The sequence below is a fragment of the Chitinophaga lutea genome, assembly GCF_003813775.1.
GTDB classification, from domain to species: domain Bacteria; phylum Bacteroidota; class Bacteroidia; order Chitinophagales; family Chitinophagaceae; genus Chitinophaga; species Chitinophaga lutea.
In genome coordinates, this window is record NZ_RPDH01000001.1 from 2180742 (window position 1) to 2206920 (window position 26179).

Consider the following 26179-nt stretch of genomic DNA (forward strand, 5'->3'; position numbering starts at 1 on the left):
CAGATTTATAAGGGGCTAGCGGGTCATTTAACATTTTTTTGACATGGAAGAATATGATTTCTTGTGCCTGGGAGTTATTTTTGCGGAACGATAAACTGGATTCGAGCCGAATGAAAAGATTACTCAGTATATTTCTCATGAGCCTGATGTGCATTCAGGTGCTTCCCATAAAGGAAGTAGGGAAACTGCTGTTTAATAACCAGATCGTGGAAGAACACGTGGACGGATGCTCCTCATCCAAAGGCGTGAAACTTTCTTATAATGACATCAATTGTCATCGTTATTCGGACTACGAAACCGAAATGAACCCGAATCTTTTCCTGAACACTTTTTCATACGGGTACCGTGAAGACATTCCGACCAGCCCTATTCAGGAAATCCAGACCCCACCTCCCAATTACCTGGGTTAATGCCATGTTGCGTTGCTGCCATTCCAGGCAGTAACCGCCTTTCCGACTTTGTTTTTATTCTACATCAAGCATTACGCACGGATTTCGCGATGCCCGCGGATTTGCGTTGTGGCCTGTAATCATCCGTTGATACAGGCCGGTTCGCAGGTCCCGCAGCTTCGGCGATATGCATCATGACTGCTGCATACCGGTGTGTAATCATAAACTAACGTTCATCATGAACAAGCAAAATTCTATTTTCTCCAATATTAAAGGCGATCTGTCTTCGGGACTTGTAGTGTTCCTGATCGCCGTTCCATTGTGTCTCGGCATTGCGCTTGCGTCCGGAGCGCCGTTGTTTTCAGGTATGATCGCCGGTATTGTCGGCGGCATCGTTATCGGTTCTCTCAGCGGCTCGCAATTGAGTGTGAGCGGCCCTGCTGCAGGTTTGACCGCCATCGTGCTGTCTGCCATTACCTCTCTGGGGGCATTTGAAACGTTTCTGCTTGCCGTCGTACTGGCCGGATTGATGCAGCTGGTGCTGGGCTTCCTGCGTGCCGGCTCCGTCGCCAACTATTTCCCCTCCAATGTCATCACCGGGATGCTGACCGCCATCGGTATCATTATCATCCTGAAACAAATTCCGCATGCTTTCGGGTACGATGCGGATACAGAAGGAGATTTTGCATTCATTCAGACGGATGGCGAAAACACATTTACCGCATTGCTCAGTACACTGAATCATATCCATTGGGGCGCGGTGCTCATTACCATCATATCCATTGCGATACTGCTGTATTGGGCCAAAATCCCCAAACTGAAAGCTGTGCCGGCAGCGTTGGTAGCTGTGCTGGTAGGCGTGGGCCTTAACCAATTCTTCCTGGCCATCGGCTCGCCGCTGGGCCTGGAGCAAAGCCATCTCGTGAGCCTGCCCGTAGCCAGCTCGTTCAATGATTTCGTGGGACAATTCACCATCCCCGACTTCGGTCAGCTGACCAACGGCGCCGTTTGGCTGAGCGCAGCAACGATTGCCGTGGTAGCGTCCATTGAAACGCTGCTGAACCTGGAGGCTACCGACAAACTGGATCCTCTCAAACGCTACTCTTCACCCAACCGCGAGCTGAAAGCACAGGGTGTGGGCAACATGATCAGTGGCCTGGTGGGCGGCATTCCCATCACCTCCGTAATTGTGCGTTCATCGGCCAACATTAATGCCGGTGGCCGTACCAAATTAGCGGCCATCAGCCACGGTGTTCTGCTGCTGGTGTGCGCGGCCCTGATTCCGGCCGTGCTGAACATGATTCCGCTGGCGACCCTGGCGGCCGTGCTGCTGGTAACCGGCTATAAACTTTGCAAACCCACCGTTTTCAAACAGATGTTTGTAAAAGGCAAATACCAGTGGGTACCTTTCGTGGTAACGGTGCTGGTGATCGTTTTCACCGACCTGCTCGTGGGTGTGGGCGTGGGCCTGGCTACCAGCGTGCTGTTCATCATGTGGGGTAACATGAAAAGCCCTTACTTTTTCCAGCGCGAAAAATACCGTACCGGCGATCTGATCAGGCTGGAACTGTCGCAGGAAGTTTCTTTCCTGAACAAGGCCAATATCCTGCTGACGCTCGACCGTCTGCCGGAAAACAGCACCATCGTCATCGATGCCGGCAAAACGGTGTACATCGACCAGGATGTACTGGACATCATCCGCGAATTTTCACAGATCAAAGCGCCGCAGAAAAAAATAAAAGTTGTGCTCAGAGGATTCAAAGAAGCATACAAGATCAACAACACAGAACATGTTTTCCTGGAAGCTCCTGAAAAAGAAAAACCTGCCAGCGTCGTAAGCAATGGCACACACAGGGAGCTGCTGAAAGAACTGACTATGAATTAAGTAATCACCGATTAAAAAACGAATTAAAATGAAAGCGCACAATAAAATCACACAGGAAAGCCTTACACCCGAAACCGCCTTAGAGCTGCTCCGGAGGGGCAACGAACGTTTCGTGAACAACCTTCGCATCAACCGTAACCTGTTACAGCAGGTAAACCAGACAAAAGAAGGGCAGTGGCCGTTTGCCGCCATCGTCAGCTGTATGGACTCCCGCACTTCCGCGGAGTTGATTTTCGACCAGGGCCTAGGCGATATTTTCAGCATCCGTCTGGCAGGTGCGGTTATTTCCGATAACGTGCTTGGCAGTCTTGAATACGCCTGTAAAGTGGCACGTTCCAAAATCATTGTGGTGCTGGGGCACACACATTGCGGGGCGATTAAAGGCGCATGCGATCATGTGGAAATGGGTAACCTCACGGGCCTGCTCGGGAAAATAAGGCCCGCTATCTTCCAGGAAAAAACTATCCGGGAAAACCGTACCTCATCGAACCAGGCGTTCGTGGAGGCGGTGACGAATATACATACTGAACGATCTGTACAGGCCATCCTGGAGCAGAGCGTCATTCTTGCAGAAATGATTGAGAAGGGGGAAGTCGGGATTATCGGGGCCATGTATGATGTAGAAACAGGCACCGTCACATTCCATGAGCACACCAAGCGGATCGGACAATCCCTGGAGGCAGTGGGAGTATCGGCGTAAAATGCCTGTATAAATTAAAAACCGGAAGAGCAGTCACTTCCGGTTTTTTTTATGCTTACATGTATTTGTCTCCCTTGTGCCGTTTCACTTCGGCCACGTACTCTTTGATCTGCTGCTCGTTTTCTTTCTTACAAATCAGCAACACGTCGGTTGTATCGATCACAATCATATCGTCGAGGCCCTGCAGCACTACCAGCTTGTCGTTAGGCGCTTTCACCATACATTTTGTTGCGTCTATCACCATCACGTTTTTACCTTGTACGGCGTTGCCCAGGTAATCCTTTTCAAGATTCTCGTAGGCGCTGGCCCAGGTGCCGAGATCGCTCCAGCCGAAATTGGCGGGAATGACGTACACATTGTCCGCCTTTTCCATGATACCATAGTCGATGGAAATATTGGTGCACTGCGAATAAATTTTTTCGATCACATCTTTTTCCCCTGAAGTGTTCAGCACACTGTTTTCCTGCGTGAACAACTCATCCATCTCGGGCAGGTAGGTAGCAAAGGCTTTCAGAATGCTGTGTGTGTTCCACACGAAAATGCCGGCATTCCAGAGGAAGTCGCCGCTCTTAAGAAACGTTTTGGCCAGTTCCAGGTTGGGCTTTTCGGTAAACGTTTTTACCTGGTAGACATTATCGGCCACCTGTTGTGTTTCATACTGGATATACCCATAGCCGGTATCGGGGCGGGTGGGTTTGATGCCGAGGGTCAGCAGCGCATTATTTTTCTGCGCAAAAAGCAGCGCGTTCAGGCAGGTGCTGGTAAAAGCGGTCCCGTCCATGATGAGATGGTCCGCGGGTGCACAAATCATGCTGGCCTTGGGATCCTTCTTATGCACCTTGTGGGAAATATATGCTACACAGGGTGCCGTGTTTTTGCGGGAGGGCTCGCTTACAATGTTTTCCTGGGGCAGGTTGGGCAACTGCTTGGCCACCGTACCAGCATACTGGTGGTGGGTCACCACGTAAATATTTTCTTCCGGAATAAACTGCAAAAAACGCTCATAGGTCCATTGCAGCAGGGTTTTACCTGTATTCAAGATGTCCAGGAACTGTTTGGGGTAGTCCGTGCGGCTATAAGGCCAAAACCGGCTACCAATACCTCCGGCCATAATGGCCACATAAAAATGTTTGTTCATTGATGTCATCGCTCAAATAATTCCTTCTCGGATTAAATCGTGTAAATGTATAATTCCATGATACTGGTCACCTTTCATCACCAGTAATTGCGTAATATCATATTCCCGCATCAATTCCAGCGCGTTCACCGCCAGTTCGTCGTGCTGAATGGTTTTGGGGTTACGGCTCATGATGTCCGCCGCCTTCACGCCCGATGCATCCATATTCTTTTCCAGCATCCTCCTGAGGTCGCCGTCGGTGATAATCCCTTCCAGTCCGCCCGCTTCATTCACAACGCCTGTAACACCGAGCATTTTGGACGAAATCTCCACGATCACGGTCCTGAGCGTACTGTCCAGCATCACTTTCGGCACCTGATGCAGGCGGCTGAGGTCTGCCACTTTCAGGTAGAGTTTTTTGCCTAAAGTACCGCCGGGGTGGAATTTCGCGAAATCTTCCGCAGTGAAGCCCCGCAGCTCCATCAGGCACACGGCCAACGCGTCGCCCATCACCATTTGGGCCGTGGTGCTGGAGGTAGGCGCGAGGTTATTGGGGCAGGCTTCCTGTGTAACGAAAGTATTCAGCACAAAATGTGCCGACCGGGCAAGGTATGAATCAGGTTTCCCCACAATGGCCACCAGCGTGTTGCCCAGGTTATTCACCAGGGGCACCAGCACCTTGATCTCCGGGGATTCGCCGCTTTTGGAGATGCAAATCACCACATCTTCGGGCGTAATCATCCCCAGATCGCCATGAATAGCGTCTGCAGCATGCATAAACAGGGCCGGCGTACCGGTGGAATTGAGCGTTGCCACGATCTTTTGGGCAATTATGGCGCTTTTGCCAATACCGGTCATCACCACACGGCCCTGACAATGGGCAATCAATTCCACGGTTTGTTCAAAATCGTCATTGATAAATTGCTCCAAACTCCCAATGGCAGCTGATTCCAGCCTGATTGTCCGCTTCGCTGTTTCCCGGATGTTTACCGTAGTCTTCTGTTTCATGCGATGGGTACAAATTTATCATTTTTTAAATAAGGGCAGCGATCATATAATTTATATTGACACAAACTGGTTTTTTAAGTAATTTCGTGTCCCCCAAAAAAACATGTTGAAAAATTTTCATCTATCGGTTCGGTTTTACACTGAATTACATTCGTTAAATTAATATGTGATGGCTGTTGCAAAGGTAAGTTTGTTGGATGCATTACACGAACACTTTGGGTTTGATTCCTTCAAGGGGAATCAGGAGAAGATCATTAAAAGCATACTTTCCGGAAAAGATACATTCGTGATCATGCCAACCGGAGGCGGTAAATCTTTATGCTACCAGCTTCCAGCACTGATGAGCCCCGGCGTGGCGCTCATCGTGAGCCCGTTGATTGCGCTGATGAAAAATCAGGTAGACCTGATACGTTCTTACAGCAGCAAAGACAATGTGGCGCATTTTCTCAATTCTACACTCACCAAGGCGCAAATCAAAAAGGTGCGCACGGACCTGCTATCCGGCAAAACGAAAATGCTGTATGTGGCGCCGGAAACACTCACCAAGCAGGAAAACATCGATTTTTTCAAAGAACTGGATATTTCGTTCATCGCCGTGGATGAGGCACATTGTATTTCGGAATGGGGGCACGACTTCCGCCCGGAGTACCGCCGCCTGAAGGAAATGATCGACATGATCAGCGACAAGCTGCCTGTTATCGCCCTTACGGCCACGGCTACGCCCAAGGTGCAGAGCGACATCGTGAAGAACCTCGAGCTGCGGAATCCTGAAATTTTCATGTCGTCTTTTAACCGCCCCAACCTGTATTACGAAATCAGGCCCAAGCGCAAAAAAGAGCAGACCATCAAGGAAATCGTCAAATTCATCCACCTGCACAAGGGTAAAAGCGGCATCATCTACACGCTGAACCGCAAAACCACCGAAGAGCTGGCAGACATGCTGGTGGCAAACGGCATCAAGGCCGTGGCCTACCATGCGGGCCTCGACTCCGGGACCCGTGCGCAGCGCCAGGATATGTTCCTGCTCGAGGAAGTGGAAGTGATCGTGGCCACCATCGCATTCGGGATGGGAATCGACAAACCCGACGTGCGGTTCGTGATACATTACAACATCCCGAAAAGCCTCGAGAACTATTACCAGGAAACCGGCCGCGGCGGCCGCGATGGACTGGAAGGGATTTGCGTATGCTTTTACTCCTACAAGGACGTGCAGAAACTCGAGCACCTTATGCGCGATAAGCCGCTCTCCGAAAGGGAAATGGGCGCCCAGCTCATTAACGAAACCGTGGCTTACGCGGAAAGCGCCGTTTGCCGCCGGAAAGTGATCCTGCATTACTTCGGTGAAAAATACGAGCAGGAAAACTGCGGCAAATGCGATAACTGCCGCAACCCGAAAGAAAAGATCGAGGTGAAGAACCGCGTAGTAATCGTTTTAAAGGCCATTCAGCGCCTCGAAGAGCGCTTCGGCACCGAATACGTGGTAAATATCATTACAGGGCGTACAAACCCGCAAATCACCACTTTCCGGCACGACAAACTGGACGTGTTCGGGGAGGGGAAGGAGTTCGACCCCCATTTCTGGAATTCCCTCATCCGCCAGATGATGCTGGAAGGGTTGCTGGATAAGGATATTGAAGAATACGGACTGCTGAAGATCACCGAAAAAGGTCGAAAATTCATCAAAAAACCATACTCCATCTACGTTGCGCTGAACCATCAGTTCGATGAGGACGGCGGTGGCGATGATGAAGACGGCACTTCCGGTGAGGTACAGCTGTCGGCCGACCCGGCGCTGTTCGAAATGCTGAAAGACCTGCGTAAAAAGGTTTCCAAAGAAAAGAACCTTCCACCGTTCGTCATCTTCCTCGAAACCTCGCTGGAAGACATGGCCACCCAATACCCCACCACCGTGCAGGAGCTGGAAAAAATCCAGGGGGTCAGCAAAGGCAAGGCCATCCGCTACGGCAAAAAATTCGTGGACGTGATTGCGGCGTATGTGGAAGAAAACAATATCACCAAGCCCGACGATTTTGTGATGAAGAGCGTGGTGAATAAAAGCGGGCTGAAAGTGTTCATCATCCAGAACATCGATAAAAAGATGCCGCTGGAAACTATCGCCAAAAATAAGGAACTGAGCATTCCCCAGTTGCTGGATGAAATGGAAACCATCGTGGCCAGCGGCACCCGCCTTAACCTCGATTATTGTATCGACGAAGAGTTGGATGACTATGCGCAGGATGAGATCATCGAATACTTCAAAGGCTGCGAAACATCCAGCCTGCAGATCGCAAAAGATGAGCTCACGGAAGGCAATTACACCATCGAGCAGCTGAAACTGATGCGTATCAAGTTCCTGGTGGAATATGGAAACTGATCGTTGTGTGCCTGCACATTACCCCGAATGACGTTATAAAAAAATGGAATGAAAGCGCCGCCCACACCGCAACAGCATTGGGGCGGCGGCTGAAATTTCCGGAAAGAAAAACAGGAAACACAAGAAATTCTTGCATAAACTTTTTGTTTTTTAAAAGATTGTCTTACTTTTGCAGTCCCCTTACGAAAAAGGGGTACTTGGTGCGGTAGCTCAGTTGGTAGAGCAAAGGACTGAAAATCCTTGTGTCGCCGGTTCGATCCCGGCCCACACCACGAAAAAGAGGTCATCAAAAGTGACCTCTTTTTTTATGCCCTTACCCGCTCAGGGTGCGGGAATTCCTCCTTTTCGACTTTCCTGCTTTCGGCCTGTGGAAGCCCGCCTCATTCCTTTCTGCTACGGAAAAAGAAAATGATTCTTACGAAATAAAAAAGCCGCGCATTACGCGCGGCCCTGTCAATTATTTTAATGCCGGGTTATTCTGAATTTCCACGTCTGGAATAGGGAACAACCATTTCGCCGGTACCGGTTTCCTGTTGGGATTGGGTATCACCGCACGCACAGCCGCTATTTCGGCTGCGGCCTTCCCCGTGCGCACCAGGTCGAACCAGCGTTTGCATTCGCCGATAAATTCGTATCCCCTTTCCCTGATCACCATATCATGGAAAACCGTTTTCGTCAGGCCGGCCGGCAGATCAGCTATCGGGCTGGGTGTGGCAATACTGAGCCCGTATGCCCGCCGCCTGATCTGGTTAATATATCCGTATGCAGCGGGGGTAGGGCCGTTGAGTATATTCTCCGCTTCGGCCAGTATCAGCAGCACATCGGCATAACGCCAGAAATAAAAATCATTGCCGTTGCCGGTATCGATCGGCGCATTAGGGTCGCGGTACTTGCCCATTCTCATATCATAACTGCCCGATTCCACTTCCGCATTTTTTACCTGCCCGTCGATGATGTAGGTGGTATAAAGGCTCCATTTTTTGCGGAGATCGTTGTTATCCCAGTTTTTGATCAGCGGGGCCGCGGAAATGATTCCCCCGAATTTGTTGCCTCTCACGGAGAAGCCGGCCTTTTTCGCCTGGGCATCAGCCCAGTAAGAAGCCAGGAATGCGCCCCTGTCGAGCACCTGCGAGAACTTCAGGGAAAAAACATCTTCGCGGTTAGTGGCCAGCGTGGGCGAAAAAATGGTGGAGAAATCAGCTTCGAGATCATAGCCGTAATCCGCTTTTTTATCCAGCACTTCTTTTGCTTTCGCATACGCGTTCTGATAATCGCCCATGGTGAGATACACATCAGCCAATGCGGTTTTGGCGGCACCGGCAGTAGCACGGCCGGGTGCGTCGGTTTTGGCGGGAAGAGCGGTTTCAGCGAATTTGAGATCGGCAATAATCTGCTGGTAAATAGCAGGCACTTCTGAAAGGGGAAGCGCTACGTCATCTACATTGGGGATAGGTTTCAGGCGAAGAGGCACCTTTCCGAAAGTACGCACGGCAAAAAAGTAACTTACTGCCCGGATAAAATACATCTCCCCGTAAGCCTTCTGTTTCAGGTTGGCAGGTAGCGTCGTGTTCGCGTCGAGGCCTGCCAGTAGTGCATTGGCGCGGCCAATGGCCTCGTACAGCGTGGTCCAGGGCTGGTTCATCGCCGTAGGGCTGTTCAACAGGTTCGTGTAGTTGCTCCATCCCTGCTGCGTTGCACCTCCGTCGGCATATTCGGCCATCAGCTCAAAACCCAGGCCCACGGTAGATTCCCAGAGGCGGCCGCGGCTGCGCGTCCATGGTTCGTATGCGCCGGTCGTCAATTGCTCCAGCGTGCTCGCATCCAGTTTGTCGAGCTGGGCCGTGGCTTTCGGTTTTTCTTCCAGCAGTTTATCACAGGCGGAGTGTATGGTGGAAATAAGCGCCAGTGTGATGAAAAAGGTAAAAATATGTTTGCGTTGCATGACTCTTCATTTTAGAATGTGATACTGAAACCAAGTGTAACGGTTTTTGAGGCGGGATAGGCCCCGAGGTCAACTCCCTGCCGGCGGTCATTACCCGAGAATGTGTTCACTTCCGGGTCGTAGCCGGAATAATCCGTAAAGGTGAGCAGGTTTTGACCGCTTGCATATACATTGAAGTTCCTGATCGTTTTATTGCCCCGCAGGTTGATGTTATAATCGAGCCGCACGTTGCGCAGTCGGAAAAACGATGCGTCTTCCATGAAGCGCGACGACCGCAAATGCGCATTGGCCGCGATCTGGCTGGGCCGGGGATACAGTTCGGCGGCGGCTTTCATTTTGTTGTACTGGTTAGCCGGCGAAGGGTTTGTCAGGTCGAACAGCCCGGCGTTATTGATGGTGGCCCCGCTCACACCGGCCCATATCGATGACAGCGTGAACCGTTTATACCGGATAGTGGGATTGATGCCGTAGTACAAATCCGGATAGGGGCTACCGATAATCTGGTTATCCAGCGCATTGATTACATCCCGCCCTTGTGAATCCTTGTCGCCGTTGAGATTTTCGTGGATGGGCACACCGTCTTTATCGAGCCCCACAAAGCGGGGGCCGAAGAAGGCAGATAGCGGCTGTCCCACACGGATGACGCTATTGGAGCCCGAAGCATCGTTACCCCCGGATATCGCGGGAATATCCTTGTTGCCTTTCGTTTTGGTCACCTTGTTTTTGTTAGCGGACAGGTTCACATCCACGTTGACAGACCAGTCGCTGTTATTCACAATATTTGCGCCGAGCGAAAGCTCCCATCCTTTGTTCTCCACTTCGCCAACGTTATCGATGATCTGATCGGGGCCCGTGCCGATGCCGGCGCTAACACCGGATGAAGGGGGCAGCTGCACCAGCGCCAGCAGATCCGTCGTTTTTTTGATGTAGTAGTCAAACGTCAGCCGGTATCTTTCGTTGATCACGCCGAAATCCACCCCGATGTCGGTTTGTGTCGTGGTTTCCCACTTCAGGTTCGGGTTGGGGAAGGTGGGGGAAAGACCCACCGCCAGCCCGGTTCCGGCGCCCTGTGCGGTGTTGACGGTACGGCCAAGGTAGAGCGACTGGTAGGGCCTGATGGCCGGGTTGCCTGCTTTGCCCCAGCTGGCGCGCAGTTTGAGGTTCGATACCCACTCCACGCTTTTCAGAAATGCCTCCTCCGAAATGCGCCAGCCGGCGGAAACAGAAGGGAATACCCCATATTTGTTGTTTTCCGCAAATACCGACGCGCCGTCTCTGCGCAGGCTCACCGCGAACAGGTACCGGTTGTGCAGGTTAAAACGCACCCGTCCGAAAGCCGACAGCAGCGTGCTTTCTACGATGTCGGTCACCGGTTTGCTCACGGAATTGGCGGAGCTGAGATTGTAACTTTTTAATTCGTCGGTGCCGAAGCCGGAAGCGGAAATGTCTACTGTATTCAATCTTTCTTTCTGATACGATACCCCGGCGATCGCCTCCAAATATGTATTCGGTGAAAAATCGTACCGGTATTCGAGGTAATCCTCCACCAGGGCAGAGGTCTTGTCATATTCCCCCAGCTCCGCCACACCGATGCCGTTGCCCATACTGGGCAAAATGCGCGGGAAATAGAGATCGCGGCGGATGTGATAAAAGTCCCCGGAAACGCGGGTGGTATTGGTCAGCCCTTTTGCGAGCACCGCCTTAAAATCGAGGCCGCCCTGTATACGGGTGGTGGTGTTGCGGTCGAGTACTTCAAGCGCTACGGCAACCGGGTTTTCCACGTCGATGCCGTTAAAGGAAAAGGGAGACGTATCCGTATAAGTGCCATCCGGATTTTTAATGCCTACGGTCGTAACGGAGCGCAACACGGAACCGATCCCGGATTTACCAAAGTTGCGGGTGTTGTCGCCTACAGCCGGGGAGAACCCGTCCTGCATCGAACGGGAGGCCATCAGCCGTGTTTGCAGGCTGAAGCGGTCGCTGATTTTACTGTCGAGGTTCAGCCGCACGGAAGCCCGTTTGTAGTCGCTGTTATCAACGATGCCCTGTTGATCCGTGTACCCCGCGGAAACGAAGTAACGGGTGCGCTCCGTTCCACCGGATACATTCAGCGAACTGTTCGATACCAGCGCGGTGCGGAACACTTCATCCTGCCAGTCCGTGCTGACCGACGGAGTGAAGTTCGCCAGGTCGGCCGGTGTATTCAGGCCGGAGTTGGTGTAGTACTTTTTTGCAAAATCAACATACTCGGTGCTGTTCATCATATCCAGTTTCCTGCGCAGGCTCTGGAAGCCCAATGAACTTTCGAAGGTTACCCGTGCCTGGCCGGCCTTACCGGATTTGGTGGTGACCATCACCACGCCATTGGCGCCGCGGGAACCGTAGATGGCGGTAGCCGCCGCGTCCTTCAGTACTTCTATCGATTCGATGTCTGAAGGGTTAATGGTGGAAAGGCCGTTGGCACCGCGCACATCGTCATTGAACTGCGGCAGCCCGTCGATCACATACAAGGGCTCATTGCCCCCGGCGATGGACGAGACCCCTCTGATCCGCACGCTGATGCCTGCACCCGGCTGCCCTGATGTTTGCTGCACCTGTACCCCGGCCATGCGCCCGGAAATCGCCTGCTCGATGCTGACTGCCGGTATTTCCTGCAGCTGGGCGGATTTGAGGGACGTGACCGAACCGGTCAGGTCCATTTTCCGAACCGAACCGTACCCTACTACGACCACATCACTGAGGCTTTTCGCGTCTTCTTTCAATTGTACAGCAATAGGTGACCCTGCGGTTGCTTCGGTTTCCTTTGTGCTGAAACCAATGGAGGAAATCACCAGCGTGACCCGGTCGTTGGGCGACTGGAGGGAAAAGGTGCCGTCGTCCGCGGAGGCGGTGGCAATTTTGGTGTTTTTGATCTGAACGGTGGCTCCGGGTATAGGGGTGTTTTGTTCGGAGGTCACCTTGCCTGAAATGCGTTTGTTTTGTGAGTACGCTGCCTGGGTTAGTAGCAATGCAATCAACACAAACAGGTAGTTCGCCTTTTGCATACGTTTTCATTTTAGTGGAAAATCAATTATTACGCTATACAGTTCTTATGGGCCTTAAAGCCGGTATTTTGTCAGGAAATACAATCGATTGCAATCAAACATTAATCTACGATAATTATTCCAAATAGCGCGTTATCGGGGGAATAAAATTGCCGCATACTTTTCTTGCGGGAGGTGGGCTTTTTATATTAAAATCGACCTTTACCTGGGTAACAAATCATCTGATAAACACATTTCGCTGGAAGGAGCGGCGACTCAATTACTTTTCGATTGAAATTCGCGGCAGCATTCATGGCATTGGAAGTTGTAACATCGAAGTGCCACGGAACTGCGGTTAATATTATTTTTTCAAACTACTGGACCGGATATCGAGGATGGTGGATAACTGAACGGTTTCGGCGCCTACGGCAGTGCCTTCTATCTGATCGATCAGCAGCTCCGCCGCCCGCTGGCCGATTTCAAATGTGGGTTGACGGATGGTAGTGAGGGCGGGAGAGAAGAGGTCGCTGGCCGGGTTATCTGAAAATCCTGCAACGGCTACATCTTCCGGAATACGAAGACCTAATCGTTTCAGCACCCGCAGGCTCATCAACGCCAGGCGTTCCATCGAAAAAAACAGGGCATCGGGCCGCACCGTACCGTCGAACAATTGCTGTATGGCCTGCTCCGTTTCGCAGGATTGTACGATCAGATCCTCGTTCACAGGAATCCCATGAGCAGCCAGTGCGTCACGGTAACCCTGCAGACGCTTTTGCGAAGTGGAGAGCCACGGTGCCATCGAAAGAATGGCGATGTTGCGGCAGCCCTGCGAAAGGAGATGCGTTACCCCGTTGAAGGCGCCGGCACAGTCGTCGACAACCACCCTCGGGCCTGCAATCCCATCGTGCACCCGGTCGAACATCACCACGGGCGCGGGAAGGCCTTCCAGGTGGCCGAACTGCCGGGTGTTGTTGGCCAGCGAAATGATGAGGCCGTCGATCCGCCGCAGCGTCAACAGCCGCACATTCTGTACTTCCCGCTCGTATTCTTCATGACTCTGGAAAATCACCACATGATATCCCTTCCGGTAGGCATAATCCTCGATGCCGCCGATTGTGGCCGCACAGAAGTTGTTGGCGATCTCCGGCACGATCACACCGATGATTTTGCTGCGTTTTTCTTTCAGGGAAAGGGCGATGGGATTGGGGGTGTACCGCAGTTCTTCCGCTACCTGCTGCACCAACAGGCGGGTGGCCGGGTTAATGTCACGGCTGCCCCGCAGCGCCCGCGATACCGTGGAGGGCGCCATTTTCAGCTGCTGCGCTATATCTTTTATCGTGACGGCGTTTTTGCGGTGCTCCACTGATGATTTGTTAAATTTTCCTGCTATTAAATGTAATATATTTAATGCAAACGATTCCGGTATCGTTGTAATAAAAGCCCTTTCCCGCGCGGGAAGCGGCATGGGTTGCTTTGCATGTGGTTGTTAAGTACTTTTAAACATCTGCAGATGATGTCAAACTAATTCCACTCTTAATTAAAATTTATGATGAGCACCAGTTTTGCCAGACCTTTTCTATTTTTTTTGATTCTCGCGGGGCTTGCCGGTTTTTCTGCCTGCCGCACCACGGGGAAAGTGACTTCCGGAACCGTTAACTGGAAAAAAACGCATGTGCTTGTGTATACCAAAAACGGGAAAGGCTACGTGCACGACAATATTCCCTTTGCTTCCGCGGCTTTTCAGAAAATGGGACAGGAACACGGTTTTGCAGTAGACGTATCGGACAACCCTGCCGTATTTTCTGACGACAACCTGAAAAAATACGATGCCCTTGTTTTTACGAGCACCAACAACGACGTATTCGATACCGATGCCCAGAAAGTGGCTTTTATGCGCTACATTCAGTCTGGCGGCGGCTTCATGGGCGTACATTCCGCCATCGGCACGGAACGCAAATGGACCTGGTTCAAAATGATGCTGGGAGGCACCTTTTCCTGGCACGCGAAGTTCCAGCCGTTTAAAGTGGTGGTGATCGACCCAGCGCACCCTTCGATGCAGGGTGTGCCGAAAGAATGGATACGGGAAGACGAATGCTATTTTTCCAAAGAGATGTACCCGGGCATCAAAACCCTCATCGCCCACGACGTGAGCAGCCTGAAAGTCAAACCGGCGGATTCGGTACTGGTTAAAAATGTAGGCTCCTTCGGTAACAATTACCCCGCCGTATGGTACCAGCATTTTGACGGGGGCCATATATGGTACACCACTTTCGGCCACGACAAAAAAGACTACCAGGAGCCCACCTACCTGCAGCACCTTTACCAGGGCCTGCATTGGGTGGTGAGTCAGACGCAGGGCCGCAACCTGTCGCGCGCCTACGCCAGCACGCCCGATACGCCCGTACGTTACTGAAATTACTGAACGAATGAAATATACTTATGTACTGGCGGCAGCCCTCACCACAATGGCCTGCAACACCAGCCAGCCCAAAGAAGACAACAACATGGTACATCTGATCACCCTGGCGCCCGGCCACTTCCACGCGGCGCTGGTGCAAAAGTCCATGTACCCCGGCATCGACAGCGTGGTGAAAGTGTTTGCGGCCGATGGTCCCGAACTGAAAGCCCACCTGAGCCTGATTGAGCAATATAACACCCGGTCCGAAAACCCGACGCACTGGAAGGAAGAGGTATACACCGGCTCGGACTTCCTGCAAAAAATGACGGAACAACAGAAAGGCAGTGTGGTGGTGCTGGCCGGCAACAACCAGCAGAAAACGGATTACATCAGCGCCGCGGTGAACGCGGGCATGCACGTGCTGGCCGACAAGCCGATGGTGATTTCGGAAGAAGGGTTTAAAAAGCTGGAACAGATTTTTCCGGCAGCCGCGGAAAAGAAAGTGCTGGTGTACGACATCATGACCGAACGCTCTGAAATCACGAACAAGCTGCAGAAAGAACTGTTGCACCAGGCCAGTGTTTTCGGCGAGCTGGAAAAAGGTACCCCCGAGGCGCCGGCCGTGGAAATCGAAAGCATCCATCATTTCTATAAATCCGTTTCGGGCAAAACCCTGAAGCGGCCCTCCTGGTTTTTTGATCCTTCACAACAGGGAGATGCCATCGTGGACGTGAACACGCACCTGGTAGACCTCGCGCAGTGGATTTGTTTCGACACGACCGTCATCGATTACCGCCAGGATATCCACATTTCAAAAGGCGAGAAGTGGCGGACGCCCCTGACCCTTTCCCAGTTTTCCGCCATCACCGGCGAAACGGCGTTCCCCACATTTCTGAAGGGTTTTGTGAAACAGGATTCCATCCTCGATGTGCCCGCCAATGGCTCCATTTTTTATTCGCTCAAAGGCGTTCACGTCCGCGCAACCGCGCTATGGAACTACCAGGCGCCCGAAGGCGGCGGCGACAGCCATTATGCGATCGTACGTGGTACCAAAGCCAGCCTGGTGATCAACCAGGGCAAAGAAGAAAACTGGAAACCGGAGTTGTACATCGAACCGAAAACCAATGAAACCGCCTATACGCAAAATCTGCAGGCAGTTGTTCAGCAGTTATCCGGCAAGTACCCGGGCATCAGCCTTGAAAATAAAGGCGGCCGCTGGAAGGTGGTGATACCCGACACCCTGAAAACTGGCCATGAGGCCCATTTTGCCGATGTGATGCAGCGGTACCTGCAATTCCTGAAGGAAGGGAAGGTGCCGGAATGGGAAATAAAAAACATACTGGCCAAGTACTATGTTACAACAGCCGGCCTGGCCGTTGCCAAAGAAAAATAAACACATGAGTGAATTTACTTTAAAAGGAAGCCTGGCCCTGGTAACGGGCGGCGGTTCCGGCATCGGGCTCGCCATCGCGCAGGCCTTCGTCAATGCCGGTGCACGCGTGGTGATCGCCGGCCGCCGCGAAGCCGTGCTGCAGGCCGCAGTTGCGCAGCTGGGGGAAAATGCGTTTTACAAGGTTTGTGACCTGTCCGTTCTGGAGGGGTTGGGTGCGTTTGTTGAAAACATTGAACAGGAATTTGGCGCTGTTGATATACTCGTAAATAATGCCGGCATCAATCTGAAAAAACCTGCATTGGAGGTGACGGATGCTGAATTTCAGAACATCCTGCAGGTAAACCTGCAGGCGGTATTTGCCCTGAGCCGGGAAGTGGCCAACCGGATGGCGCCGCGCGGAAAGGGCAACATTTTGCTGATCAGCTCCATGGCCTCCCAATACGGCATTCCGAAAGTGGTGGCTTATACAGCCGCCAAGTCAGGGGTAGAGGGCATTACCAAAGCGCTGGCGGTGGAATGGTCGCCATTGGGCATCCGCATTAACTGCATCGCGCCCGGATTTATTGAAACGGAAATGTCGGCCAAAGCGCTCAACAACGATCCCGAAAGGAAAAACAGGGTGCTATCCCGCACACCTATGCAGCATTTAGGCAAGCCGGAAGACGTTGGGCTGGCGGCCGTATTCCTGAGCTCGCGCGCCGCCAAGTATATTACGGGCGTAGTGTTGCCGGTAGACGGCGGTAATGCCATCGGGTTTTAATGAACATTTAAAATCATATTCCACATGAATAAGAAAACTGGTAAGGAATCTTCGCGCAGAAAATTCCTCAAAAATTCGCTCAAAGGCGCCGTTGGTTCGCTGGCGCTGATCAATATCCCCACCATTGTACCGGCGCATGTGGTGAAAGGCCCTATGGCCCCGAGCAACCGGATCAATGTGGGCGCTATCGGCAACGGCCGTATTTCGCGCGAGCACGATATGCCGGGCGTCTGGAAACACGACACTGCCAGGATCCTGGCAGTGTGCGACCTGGACAAGAACCGCCTCCAGTCCGCGCAGAAACTGGTGCAGGATTATTACGCGAAAAAATCGCAGGCGCAGGATGTAAAGATGTATGAGGATTACCAGGAACTGTTGAACAATAAGGATATCGATGCGGTGATCATCAGCACCCCCGATCACTGGCACGTGCTGCCCGCAGTTCAGGCCGTACGGGCAGGGAAAGACGTGTACATGCAAAAACCGGCCTCGCTGACGATCGCGGAAGGGCGCTTCCTCAGCAATGAGGTCCACAAATCCGGCCGCATACTGCAAATCGGCAGCCAGCAACGGTCGATGCCGCAATTCAAAAGGGCCTGCGAGCTGGTGCGCAACGGGCGCATCGGCAAACTGCATACGATCTATGTGGGCCTGCCCATCGACGATCCTTCACAAAGCACTGTGGAGCAGGAGATGCCCATCCCGGCAGGACTCAACTATGAAAAATGGCTGGGCGAAACGCCGTACGTGCCTTACACGTTAAAACGCGTGCACCCTACCAACGATTTTTCAAGACCGGGCTGGCTGCGCTGCGAACAGTTCGGTGCGGGCATGATCACGGGCTGGGGCGCCCATCACTTCGATATCGTTAACTGGGGGATGGGAACCGAATACACCGGCCCGATCGAAATTACCGCCAGCGCGGAGTTTCCACCGGCCGGCAACCTGTGGGACGTGCACGGCCCCTTCAAATCCGAGAACATTTATGCCAATGGCGTGAAGGTACTGGCCAGCGACAGCTATCCCAACGGCGTGAAATTCGTCGGGTCGGAAGGATGGATATTCGTATCGCGCGGCAATTATTCCGCTACCGCCAACGATCCCAACGCTAAAGCGAAAAACTCGAAAGCGCTCGACGCCAGCGACCCGAAAATTCTCACGTCCGTAATCGGTGAAAATGAAATCCAGCTGATCGACAGTAAAGACCATCATGGCAACTGGCTCGAATCGATCATTTCCCGCAGGCCGCCCATCACGCCCATTGAGGTGGGACACCGTGCCTGTACGGTTTGCCTGCTGAACCATGCAGGGATGAAGCTGAAACGTAAATTGTTCTGGGACCCGGTGAAAGAAGTTTTCAAAAACGACGACGAAGCCAACACCATGCTCACCCGGCCGCAACGCTGGCCGTATGTGCTGGCGTGATGTTTTTTGCATCCGGCATTTTTCCCGTTAGCGCTCAATTGTTGTGAATAAAAAGGGGCCGACCACATTGCTGGTCAGTCCCTTTTCCGTATGATGGATTATTCTTTCAGTATCAGTTTTATCTCGTTGTTCTTTTTAAAATCCGTGCTCAGCCCGACCGTTTTTGTTTTTGTGCCGTAACGGATGCGCAATTCCGACGTGTTCGGCGGTATGCTTCCCAGGTTATCAGCCATGAAAAGCAGCGAGTTTTCACCTGGCCGCAATCTCACCGGAATTTTCTGCAACTTGTTTTTCACCGGGAACCCCGTGGTTATCCACTCTCCGTTGAGGCGCAGCGAAATACTATCGCCATCTTCCACCTGTCCATCCCACAACTCCAGCGTTACATTTGCCGTATCTACTTCAAGCGTGGCCAAGGGAGTAGTGGTTCTTTCGGACGCGCGGCCGGTAAGATTTTTTCCCTGGGCAGCGTTGTAATAGATGTCCGCCGCGAGGAAAGTGGCATACACATTCGGGCGGGCGGTGAAGTTTAAATGGTAATCCTCGCCGTCTATTTTTATCAGGAGTTCGCCTGTATTGGGCGGCAGGCCACCATAGTTGTCGGCGAAAATGGTGAAAATGTTCCTGCCCGAATCCAGCTCGACCACCTGCCGGCGGTTGCTGTTGTTGATTTCTGTTTTACTGAAAATGACGCGGCCGTTGTGGAGCAGGGTCACGGTATCGCGGTCATATTTTTCCTGGTCTTCCACCTGTATCTCCACCGATTTACTATTTGACCGGATACGTTGGTACAACCCAAAATACACACTGTCCCTGTCGGGGTCGGGATCGATGATCCGCCGGGTGTCCGGATGCGTCCAGGGAGTGTTGTTGATCTTCCTGAATGTGATGGACTGGCGATACAGAAAATCGCGGAGGTCAACTTTGGTGCTTACCCAGATTTCGTCATCCTCATACAGGCCGCGCATAAAAATATCGCCTTTGTCTATCCACACGCGACGCAACGAAAGCTCGCCGTTCTTATAATCCAGTGTGCCGTTGAGGTAAAGCATCCAGATGCCCAGTTTGAAAGGCGACTGTTCGATGGGATATTTCCCACGGCCGAGGCCGAGTTGCGTATCCGTCTTTTTGGCCAGCAGTACTTCGTACGTTCCGGAAAATTTCCCGTATTGCAGTTTTATCTGGGCAGGGAACAAAACGCCTTGTGCCGGCGTGCCTATCCGCAGTTCCATCACAATGGACACACGTCCGCCGTTGGGTTTGTTTTCCGCACGCCATGTGCCGGTCCATGGGTCTGTTTGGGCAATAACGGCTGGGGTTATTCCGGGCAACAAAAAAAGTAATATCAGGAGTTTCCGCATCTATCTGTAAAATAAACATTTAATTTGGACATCGGCTCTGCCATGAAAACCGATGTTATGACAGCCAAAGAAATCATCGCCCTCCGGCTTTTAAATCAATTCATCTCCCATTCTCCCGCCAAAACAGCCAGGGAGGCGGTTTTGCAACTGTGCGCCATGCAAGGACAGGACTATGCAGGCACCAAATGGTCCATCGGCTTGCGGGTGCCCGGGCTGACGGATGAAGCAGTAGACGACGCCCTCGCCGCCAAAGAAATCATCCGGATTTCGAGCCTTCGCGGTACGATTCATTTCATCGCGCCGGAAGACGTACGGTGGATAGGCCGCCTCATCCAGCCGCGAATGATTTCGGCATTCGCGTCGGTATTTAAAAGCTACGGCCTCGATGAAACACAGATCAGAAAAAGCCACGACGTCATCCGTAAAACACTCGAAGGCGGCAAACAGTTGTCGCGCGACGAACTGAAAGCCGCACTTGAAAAGAAGAAAATAGATACGTCCGGCCATCGCATGAACAGCTTCATTTCCCGGGCAGGCACGGACCTGGTGATCTGCTGCGCGCCGCGCCGTGGTAAAGAATTCACGTACGCCCTGCTGGACGAGTGGCTGCCGGTGGATAAAAAGGCAAACAATGAGGAAACGTTATCCACGCTGGCGCTGCGTTACCTCAGCGGTCACGGCCCGGCTACGGTGCAGGATTTTGCCTACTGGTGCGGGGAAACACTGACAGCCGCCAAAGCAGCGATACTGGCGCTGGGAAACGAGGTGGAAAAAATAACAGCCGGCGGTAAGGAGTATTGGATGAAACCGGTTACGGCCTCACCGCCATCCACTCCCGGAATGTTACTGTTGCCGGGCTTCGACGAATATTACACCGGTTATGCAGACAGAAGCCTGCTCGCAAGGGAAGCCGAATTGAAAAAACTCACTCCGCCGAACGGCATCCTGCAACCCATCGTGGTCAACAACGGAAAAATAAAGGGCAACTGGAAACGGACTGTGAAAAAGAATACGTTGCAACTGGAAGCCATCCCATTCACCAGTTTCAGCGACACACAGAAAAAAGCCATGACGAAGCGCTCTAAGGATTTCTCCCGGTTCATGGGCCTGCCTGTGGAATGGATATAATTTTTTTATTTTTGATTTCATGACCACAAACCCGCTTCCGCAACATGCCACTACGGCATGGCGCCTGAAAGCCATCTTTACCGGTTCCGTAGGTAACCTGGTGGAGTGGTACGACTGGTATGCCTATTCTGCTTTTGCACTTTATTTCGCTCCTGCCTTTTTCCCAAAAAGTAACAGCACAGTACAATTGCTGAATACTGCCGCCATTTTCGCAGTGGGTTTCCTGATGCGGCCGATAGGAGGGTGGCTGTTCGGCAGCATTGCCGACAAGCGCGGCCGGAAAGATGCGCTTACATTATCCGTGCTGCTCATGTCGTTCGGCTCGATGATCATCGCCTGCACCCCAACGTACAACAGCATCGGTTTGGCGGCGCCCGTTTTGCTCCTGCTGGCGAGGCTTTTACAGGGCCTGAGCATCGGCGGCGAATACGGTACGTCCGCTACTTATCTCAGTGAAGTGGCTTCGTCCGACAAACGGGGGTTCTTTTCCAGCTTTCAATACGTAACCATGATCGGCGGGCAGCTGCTGGCACTGGGCATACAGTTATCGCTGCAGAAAATATTCCTTACGCAGGCAGAGCTGAGTGAATGGGGCTGGCGTATTCCATTTGTAATTGGTGCTATACTCGCACTGGTGGCGCTTTATCTCCGCACCAACATGCACGAGTCCGTAGCACTTGAAGGCAAAACAAAAGAACGCGGCTCGGTGAAGGTGTTGCTGAAAAAACATCCTTATGCCGTGTTAACCGTTGTGGGCCTCACTTTGGGCGGTACCATCGCTTTCTATACGTACACCACGTACATGCAAAAGTTCCTCGTCAATACGGTGAAACTGTCAAAAGAAGATTCCACCGTCATCACATTTTTCCTGATGCTGATCTACGCCGCTATCCAGCCAATGTTTGGATGGCTGAGCGATAAAATAGGTCGGAAGCCGCTGCTGATCTGGTTTGGCGTGATGGGTACCCTGTTTACCGTGCCCCTTCTCAGTGCCATCGGCCAGGCGGGTTCGGTGTGGGCGGCTTTTTATCTCATTCTCTGCGCGCTCGTGATCGTGAGTGGCTACACTTCTATCAATGCGGTGGTGAAAGCAGAGTTGTTCCCCGCGGAAGTGCGCGCACTGGGCGTGGGATTGCCGTATGCCTTAACCGTGGCCATTTTTGGCGGAACAGCAGAATACCTTGCCCTTTATTTTAAAAATATCGGCCACGAATCTTATTATTACTGGTATGTAACCGGGTGTATCTTTATTTCCCTGCTGGTGTACGTGTTTGCGAAAGACAGTCGTGCGAATTCCTACATGGACAAAGAACAATTATAAAAACTCAGCGATGCCTCCATTCCGCGGAATGCCATATGATTATCCTCCTGCTTTCTGTTATCCGCTGACAGAGCTGTGCATGTATGTTTTATTCGTGCTCTGCTGCATGCACGCCTGGAAAAAGGGCGCCGGCAGTATGGCCTACCTGCTTGGCGGGCTGGGTTTCGGGTTATTGCTCGAATACGTGAACGTGGCTTCCAGCGGGGGTTACGTGTATGGCAAGTTTTGGGTGATGTTCGGTACAGCGCCGAACGACATTCCCCTGTGCATCGGCATGGGCTGGGCGGTCATCATGTACACGGCGAGGCTGATAACGGATTCGTTCGGACTACCGGTTTGGGCCGCCGCCGCGATCGATACTTTGCTGGCCATCAACATCGATCTCAGTATGGATGTAGTCGCCTACCGCCTGCACATGTGGCATTGGGACTGGGAACACCGCGCAGGCATTGAATTTTCACTGACCGGCCAGTGGTTTGGCGTGCCATATGGCAACTTTTACGGCTGGCTGCTCGTTGTTTTTTATTATTCGGTGTTTGCAAGATTGCTTGAAAAGTCGCCATGGAAGCGACTCTACGTCTGGCGAATTTCCACGCCGCTGTTATCTATCCTGCTGTCGCAGGTGGCGCTGTTCGTTTCTTTATTTCCGCTGGCCGACTGGCTGAAACAATTCGGCATCACCAGTGCCCACCGTTTTGTGACGCTGCTGATAATTTTCGCGGCAATGGCTATCCTGGGTTTCCGGAAAAGAAACCTCCTCATTGGCACCCGCTTACCAATTGTAACCTGGCTGGTGCCTGCATGGTTCCACGTGTACTTCATCTGCTGGTTTTTCGGAGCGGGTTTTTACAAAGAAAACGGCTGGATGACTTTCTGGAGCGTCGCTAATTTTACGGCTGGCATCGTGATACACTGGCTACTGTACCGGTATCTGCATCAACGGCCGCGCCTGGTAAGGGTTTCATAAGAGGTTGGGATACCGGGATGTGGATAACTACGTCAAACTGCAGTGCTATTATGTTTGCCGTGTTCAGTTGATTTACATGTATGGGTTCACAACTGAAATGCCTTTGAAGCCCTACACTTAATTTATGTAATTTTGTAAACTATGTATTTATACATCAAGGCGTTGCATATCATTTTTGTGGTAACCTGGTTTGCCGGGTTATTTTACATCGTACGCCTTTTTATATATTATACAGAAGCGCAGGATAAACCTGAACCCGAGCGCAGCATCCTGCAAACACAATTCGGAACGATGATCAAACGGTTGTGGTTTGGGATTACCTGGCCATCGGCCGTGCTGACATTGATCTTCGGGCCCTGGATGGTAATACTGCTGGGCGATATTCCCGGCTGGCTGTGGATAAAACTCGCCTTTGTACTGGGATTATATGTTTATCACTTTTTACTGCATGGAATTTATAAAGGCCTGATGGCGGGACGGCTGAAATATACATCTACACAGCTTCGTATCTGGAATGAAGTAGCCACAATATTTTTAGTAGCGATTGTGTTTCTCGTTGTTCTGAAAAGTTTGCTGAGTATGCTTTGGGCGTTGATCGGTCTGGTGATATTTACGATCTGCCTCTTGATCGCGATCCGGGTTTATAAAAAGATCCGCGAGAAAAAATAAACTAGTCTTTTTTTCCCACCGTTACCTGGAACGAAACGCCGGCGGACAAAAGTTTCACGTTTCCTGCTCCAACTCCACCCAACGGCAGTTTCACATACGGCTGCACACCCCATTGAATGACGCCTTTGGTATTTCTTTCATAATTGACGCCCAGGTTCAGCACGGAAAAATAATGTTGGTTACTGTTATTGAATTCCCGTTTGTACTTGCCGCCGCTTAAAGTATAGTATTCATACTTTTCCTTTATCATGAAATAAGACGATGCTCCCACCATTGCGCTCCATGTGCTTTTGGGTTTGTGCAGGAAGGTATAGTGTACGTTCAATGGGACATCCAGCACATTGCAATCCGCATCGATCTTTTTATAGTAAGTAGGGTAGGGACTGTCATAATCTTTGTCTTCCGCGCCGTAGAGCTTTTTGTTGTAGGAAGCGCCTGTGCTCAGGTAGAAGTTGTTGTTGATATGATAACGGATCAGCAGGCCGCCCCCAAACCCAATCCGGCCATGCTTCAGCGACGGCACTGCATTATAGTCAGGGCCGAGTGTGATGCCTGCATCAAAACCGCGTTTCTGTTTTTTCTTCTTTTCCTGTACAGGGTTATCCACAGCTGCCGTGATTTTTGAAGAATCATTCACGGGATTGGCGGGAGCCGGCGTTGTCTTCACAGAGGGAATATTAGTTGCTTTCGGGTTATTCACACCCGCCGTCAACTTTGAAGAATCTTTCGTGGAACCAGCCGGCGTGGGCACGATGTTAACAGGCGCAACCGGATTTTTAGGTGCCGTGTTATCCACCGTTGTCTGGTTGTTTTCCGTTTTTGCGGTGGTCACTCCTCTCTGCTGCAGGTTATCCACAATAGTGGTGTTTTTCTTTGCCGGTGTTAAGGCAAGGCTGGCGGAAGGAGTGGCTGTATTATTTCCAGCCGGTTTATCCACATCGATGCCGGCAGATGTTGCCGGCTCAATAGTGCCGGAAGCACCAGGCAACGAAATTCCCGCAGCCGGGGTTTGGTGTGGTGTGGCCGGTCTGTCTTTTATGTTTTCCTGTGTTTCAGGTGAATGGGCGCCGGCTTTATTCAAACTATCGGTAACGGATATACGATCTGATTCATTTTTATCCACCGGCTGCTGTTCTAAAAACCACCACCAGCTGCCAAGGCCCAGGAGAAGGAGCAAACCTGCCGTCCACCAGTAAAAAGCACCGCGCCGGCGGCCGGAATCGTCCAGGCGTTTTTTCATCTGGTCCCAGGCAGCGGGATCAAATGGAACGTCTGCTTCCTGCAGCTTTTTACGGATACTATTTTCAAACTGTTCACTCATTTTCGAACGCTTGCACCGATTTCACCGGCGTCTTGATTATTATTCAGGGATGTAATTTCTTCTATCTTCTCCTTCAGAATCCTTTTTGCTTTAAACAAATTGGATTTTGACGTTCCTTCCGAAATGCCCAGCATGGCGGCAATTTCCTGGTGTTGAAAACCTTCCATCACATACAGGTTGAAAACGGTTTTATATGCAGGCGGCAGGTTTTGCACCAACAGGAGTATTTCATCATAGGATAATTTGTCCAGCGCTTTATCATCGGTAACGCCAAGATCATAAGCCTGGGAAATATCTTCGGCAAACGAAATTTTTTTCCGGCTCCGCAAATGGTCGATGGCGGTATTGGCCATGATTTTACTGAGCCAGCTTTTAAATGGCCTGGAGGTATCGTAAGAATTGATGTGGTTAAAAATTTTTAGGAAACCATCGTTGAGAATTTCGATAGCTTCATTTTTGTTGTTGGCGTAACGCAAACAGATAGCCATGGCATATCCGAAGAATTGCCGGTAAAGTGCTTCCTGGCTGCCGCGCTTCCACTGACGGCAACCCTCGATGATGTCTAATATGTCCTGCACTCTGTTTTTGTTACTATCCTAACTTATCGCTCCAAAATGTCTCACGTGGAAACATTTCGGTTGTCCATAAGTTACTGCATCTTTTTTTAATGTGACCGCTTCTTTTTCTTTTCTTCCACAATTGTACGTGTTCAAAGTCACGCCGGTTGCCTTCGTTTCATTTTTGAGTCCGAAAAATCACTCATTTTATCTCCATCCCTCAAAAAACGCATTTTTAGCCTTTTTTACGGATTTTGATGCCTTTTGATATCTACTATCGACCCAAGAGGAGATCGTCGAAATTTGAGGAGGTGGTTTTTCAGCAATTTATCGACTGAAAATCAACTGTTTATGAATTTTTGGGTGTTTTTCAGCAATTTTGGGTATATATTCACAAAAAAAGAGGTGCGTTATCAACACACCTCTTTTTTCAGCAAGATT

General features: G+C 51.4%; 20 protein-coding genes and 1 tRNA gene. 13 read left to right on the forward strand and 8 right to left on the reverse strand.

Going from position 1 to position 26179, the window contains the following annotated elements; translation table 11 throughout:
- Window positions 1–110 precede the first annotated feature (110 nt).
- The 3 genes from EGT74_RS08810 (at window position 111) to EGT74_RS08820 (ending at window position 2974) form a co-directional block, all read left to right on the forward strand.
- On the forward strand, window positions 111–410 hold the full coding sequence (locus tag EGT74_RS08810; RefSeq protein WP_123846140.1) for a hypothetical protein: 300 nt from the start codon (window positions 111–113) through the stop codon (window positions 408–410).
- Between the two features lie 217 nt (window positions 411–627).
- Entirely contained in the window at window positions 628–2274 is a 1647-nt protein-coding gene (locus tag EGT74_RS08815; RefSeq protein WP_123846141.1) for a SulP family inorganic anion transporter, read from the forward strand.
- 28 nt (window positions 2275–2302) lie between these two features.
- Window positions 2303–2974 (forward strand): carbonic anhydrase family protein, encoded by a 672-nt coding sequence (locus EGT74_RS08820; protein WP_123846142.1) that lies wholly within the window; start codon window positions 2303–2305, stop codon window positions 2972–2974.
- A 55-nt stretch (window positions 2975–3029) separates the two neighbouring features.
- On the opposite strand, the gene EGT74_RS08825 is transcribed toward EGT74_RS08820, so the two are convergent.
- Window positions 3030–4121, reverse strand: coding sequence for a mannose-1-phosphate guanylyltransferase (locus tag EGT74_RS08825; RefSeq protein ID WP_123846143.1), 1092 nt, complete (start codon window positions 4119–4121; stop codon window positions 3030–3032).
- A gap of 3 nt (window positions 4122–4124) precedes the next feature.
- Window positions 4125–5099 (reverse strand): KpsF/GutQ family sugar-phosphate isomerase, encoded by a 975-nt coding sequence (locus EGT74_RS08830; RefSeq protein ID WP_123846144.1) that lies wholly within the window; start codon window positions 5097–5099, stop codon window positions 4125–4127.
- A gap of 169 nt (window positions 5100–5268) precedes the next feature.
- On the opposite strand from EGT74_RS08830, the gene recQ reads away from it, so the two are divergent.
- Window positions 5269–7473, forward strand: coding sequence for a DNA helicase RecQ (recQ, locus tag EGT74_RS08835; protein ID WP_123846145.1), 2205 nt, complete (start codon window positions 5269–5271; stop codon window positions 7471–7473).
- A gap of 199 nt (window positions 7474–7672) precedes the next feature.
- Window positions 7673–7745: transfer RNA gene (locus EGT74_RS08840), tRNA-Phe, on the forward strand.
- A 185-nt stretch (window positions 7746–7930) separates the two neighbouring features.
- Here the strand turns inward: EGT74_RS08840 and EGT74_RS08845 are convergent.
- The 3 genes from EGT74_RS08845 to EGT74_RS08855 all read right to left on the reverse strand — a co-directional run bounded on the left by EGT74_RS08845 (window position 7931) and on the right by EGT74_RS08855 (window position 13801).
- Window positions 7931–9415, reverse strand: coding sequence for a RagB/SusD family nutrient uptake outer membrane protein (locus EGT74_RS08845; RefSeq protein WP_123846146.1), 1485 nt, complete (start codon window positions 9413–9415; stop codon window positions 7931–7933).
- 11 nt (window positions 9416–9426) lie between these two features.
- Window positions 9427–12459, reverse strand: coding sequence for a SusC/RagA family TonB-linked outer membrane protein (locus EGT74_RS08850; protein WP_123846147.1), 3033 nt, complete (start codon window positions 12457–12459; stop codon window positions 9427–9429).
- 340 nt (window positions 12460–12799) lie between these two features.
- On the reverse strand, window positions 12800–13801 hold the full coding sequence (locus tag EGT74_RS08855) for a LacI family DNA-binding transcriptional regulator (protein ID WP_220392828.1): 1002 nt from the start codon (window positions 13799–13801) through the stop codon (window positions 12800–12802).
- A gap of 315 nt (window positions 13802–14116) precedes the next feature.
- On the opposite strand from EGT74_RS08855, the gene EGT74_RS08860 reads away from it, so the two are divergent.
- Genes EGT74_RS08860 through EGT74_RS08875 form a run of 4 tightly spaced genes read left to right on the forward strand, consistent with a single transcriptional unit; the run spans window position 14117 to window position 18414 of the window.
- Window positions 14117–14851 (forward strand): ThuA domain-containing protein, encoded by a 735-nt coding sequence (locus EGT74_RS08860; RefSeq protein ID WP_220392829.1) that lies wholly within the window; start codon window positions 14117–14119, stop codon window positions 14849–14851.
- Window positions 14852–14864: 13 nt separating this feature from the next.
- Entirely contained in the window at window positions 14865–16229 is a 1365-nt protein-coding gene (locus EGT74_RS08865) for a putative oxidoreductase C-terminal domain-containing protein (RefSeq protein ID WP_123846149.1), read from the forward strand.
- A gap of 4 nt (window positions 16230–16233) precedes the next feature.
- Complete coding sequence (locus EGT74_RS08870; protein WP_123846150.1) at window positions 16234–16989, forward strand: SDR family NAD(P)-dependent oxidoreductase; 756 nt, start codon at window positions 16234–16236, stop codon at window positions 16987–16989.
- A gap of 24 nt (window positions 16990–17013) precedes the next feature.
- Entirely contained in the window at window positions 17014–18414 is a 1401-nt protein-coding gene (locus tag EGT74_RS08875; protein ID WP_123846151.1) for a Gfo/Idh/MocA family protein, read from the forward strand.
- A 98-nt stretch (window positions 18415–18512) separates the two neighbouring features.
- Here the strand turns inward: EGT74_RS08875 and EGT74_RS08880 are convergent, their stop codons facing one another.
- Window positions 18513–19745 carry a hypothetical protein gene (locus EGT74_RS08880; protein WP_123846152.1) on the reverse strand — a complete coding sequence of 411 codons (1233 nt, stop codon included), beginning with the start codon at window positions 19743–19745 and terminating at the stop codon, window positions 18513–18515.
- A gap of 87 nt (window positions 19746–19832) precedes the next feature.
- Between EGT74_RS08880 and EGT74_RS08885 the strand changes: the two genes are divergently transcribed.
- From EGT74_RS08885 to EGT74_RS08900, 4 genes are all read left to right on the forward strand, one after another.
- The gene (locus EGT74_RS08885) at window positions 19833–20903 is read left to right on the forward strand and encodes a winged helix DNA-binding domain-containing protein (RefSeq protein ID WP_158618068.1); all 1071 of its coding nucleotides are present in this window, start codon (window positions 19833–19835) and stop codon (window positions 20901–20903) included.
- A 19-nt stretch (window positions 20904–20922) separates the two neighbouring features.
- Window positions 20923–22224 (forward strand): MFS transporter, encoded by a 1302-nt coding sequence (locus EGT74_RS08890; protein WP_123846154.1) that lies wholly within the window; start codon window positions 20923–20925, stop codon window positions 22222–22224.
- Between the two features lie 10 nt (window positions 22225–22234).
- Window positions 22235–23191, forward strand: coding sequence for a carotenoid biosynthesis protein (locus EGT74_RS08895; protein ID WP_123846155.1), 957 nt, complete (start codon window positions 22235–22237; stop codon window positions 23189–23191).
- Between the two features lie 141 nt (window positions 23192–23332).
- Window positions 23333–23860: a CopD family protein gene (locus EGT74_RS08900; protein ID WP_123846156.1), complete on the forward strand. Its 528-nt coding sequence runs from the start codon at window positions 23333–23335 to the stop codon at window positions 23858–23860.
- Window position 23861: 1 nt separating this feature from the next.
- Here EGT74_RS08900 and EGT74_RS08905 read toward each other — a convergent pair whose 3' ends face one another.
- Window positions 23862–25181, reverse strand: coding sequence for an outer membrane beta-barrel protein (locus tag EGT74_RS08905; RefSeq protein ID WP_123846157.1), 1320 nt, complete (start codon window positions 25179–25181; stop codon window positions 23862–23864).
- Window positions 25178–25759, reverse strand: a complete 582-nt coding sequence (locus tag EGT74_RS08910; RefSeq protein WP_123846158.1) for an RNA polymerase sigma factor — start codon at window positions 25757–25759, stop codon at window positions 25178–25180. Before EGT74_RS08910 ends, EGT74_RS08905 begins: the two co-directional genes overlap by 4 nt.
- Window positions 25760–26179 lie beyond the last annotated feature (420 nt).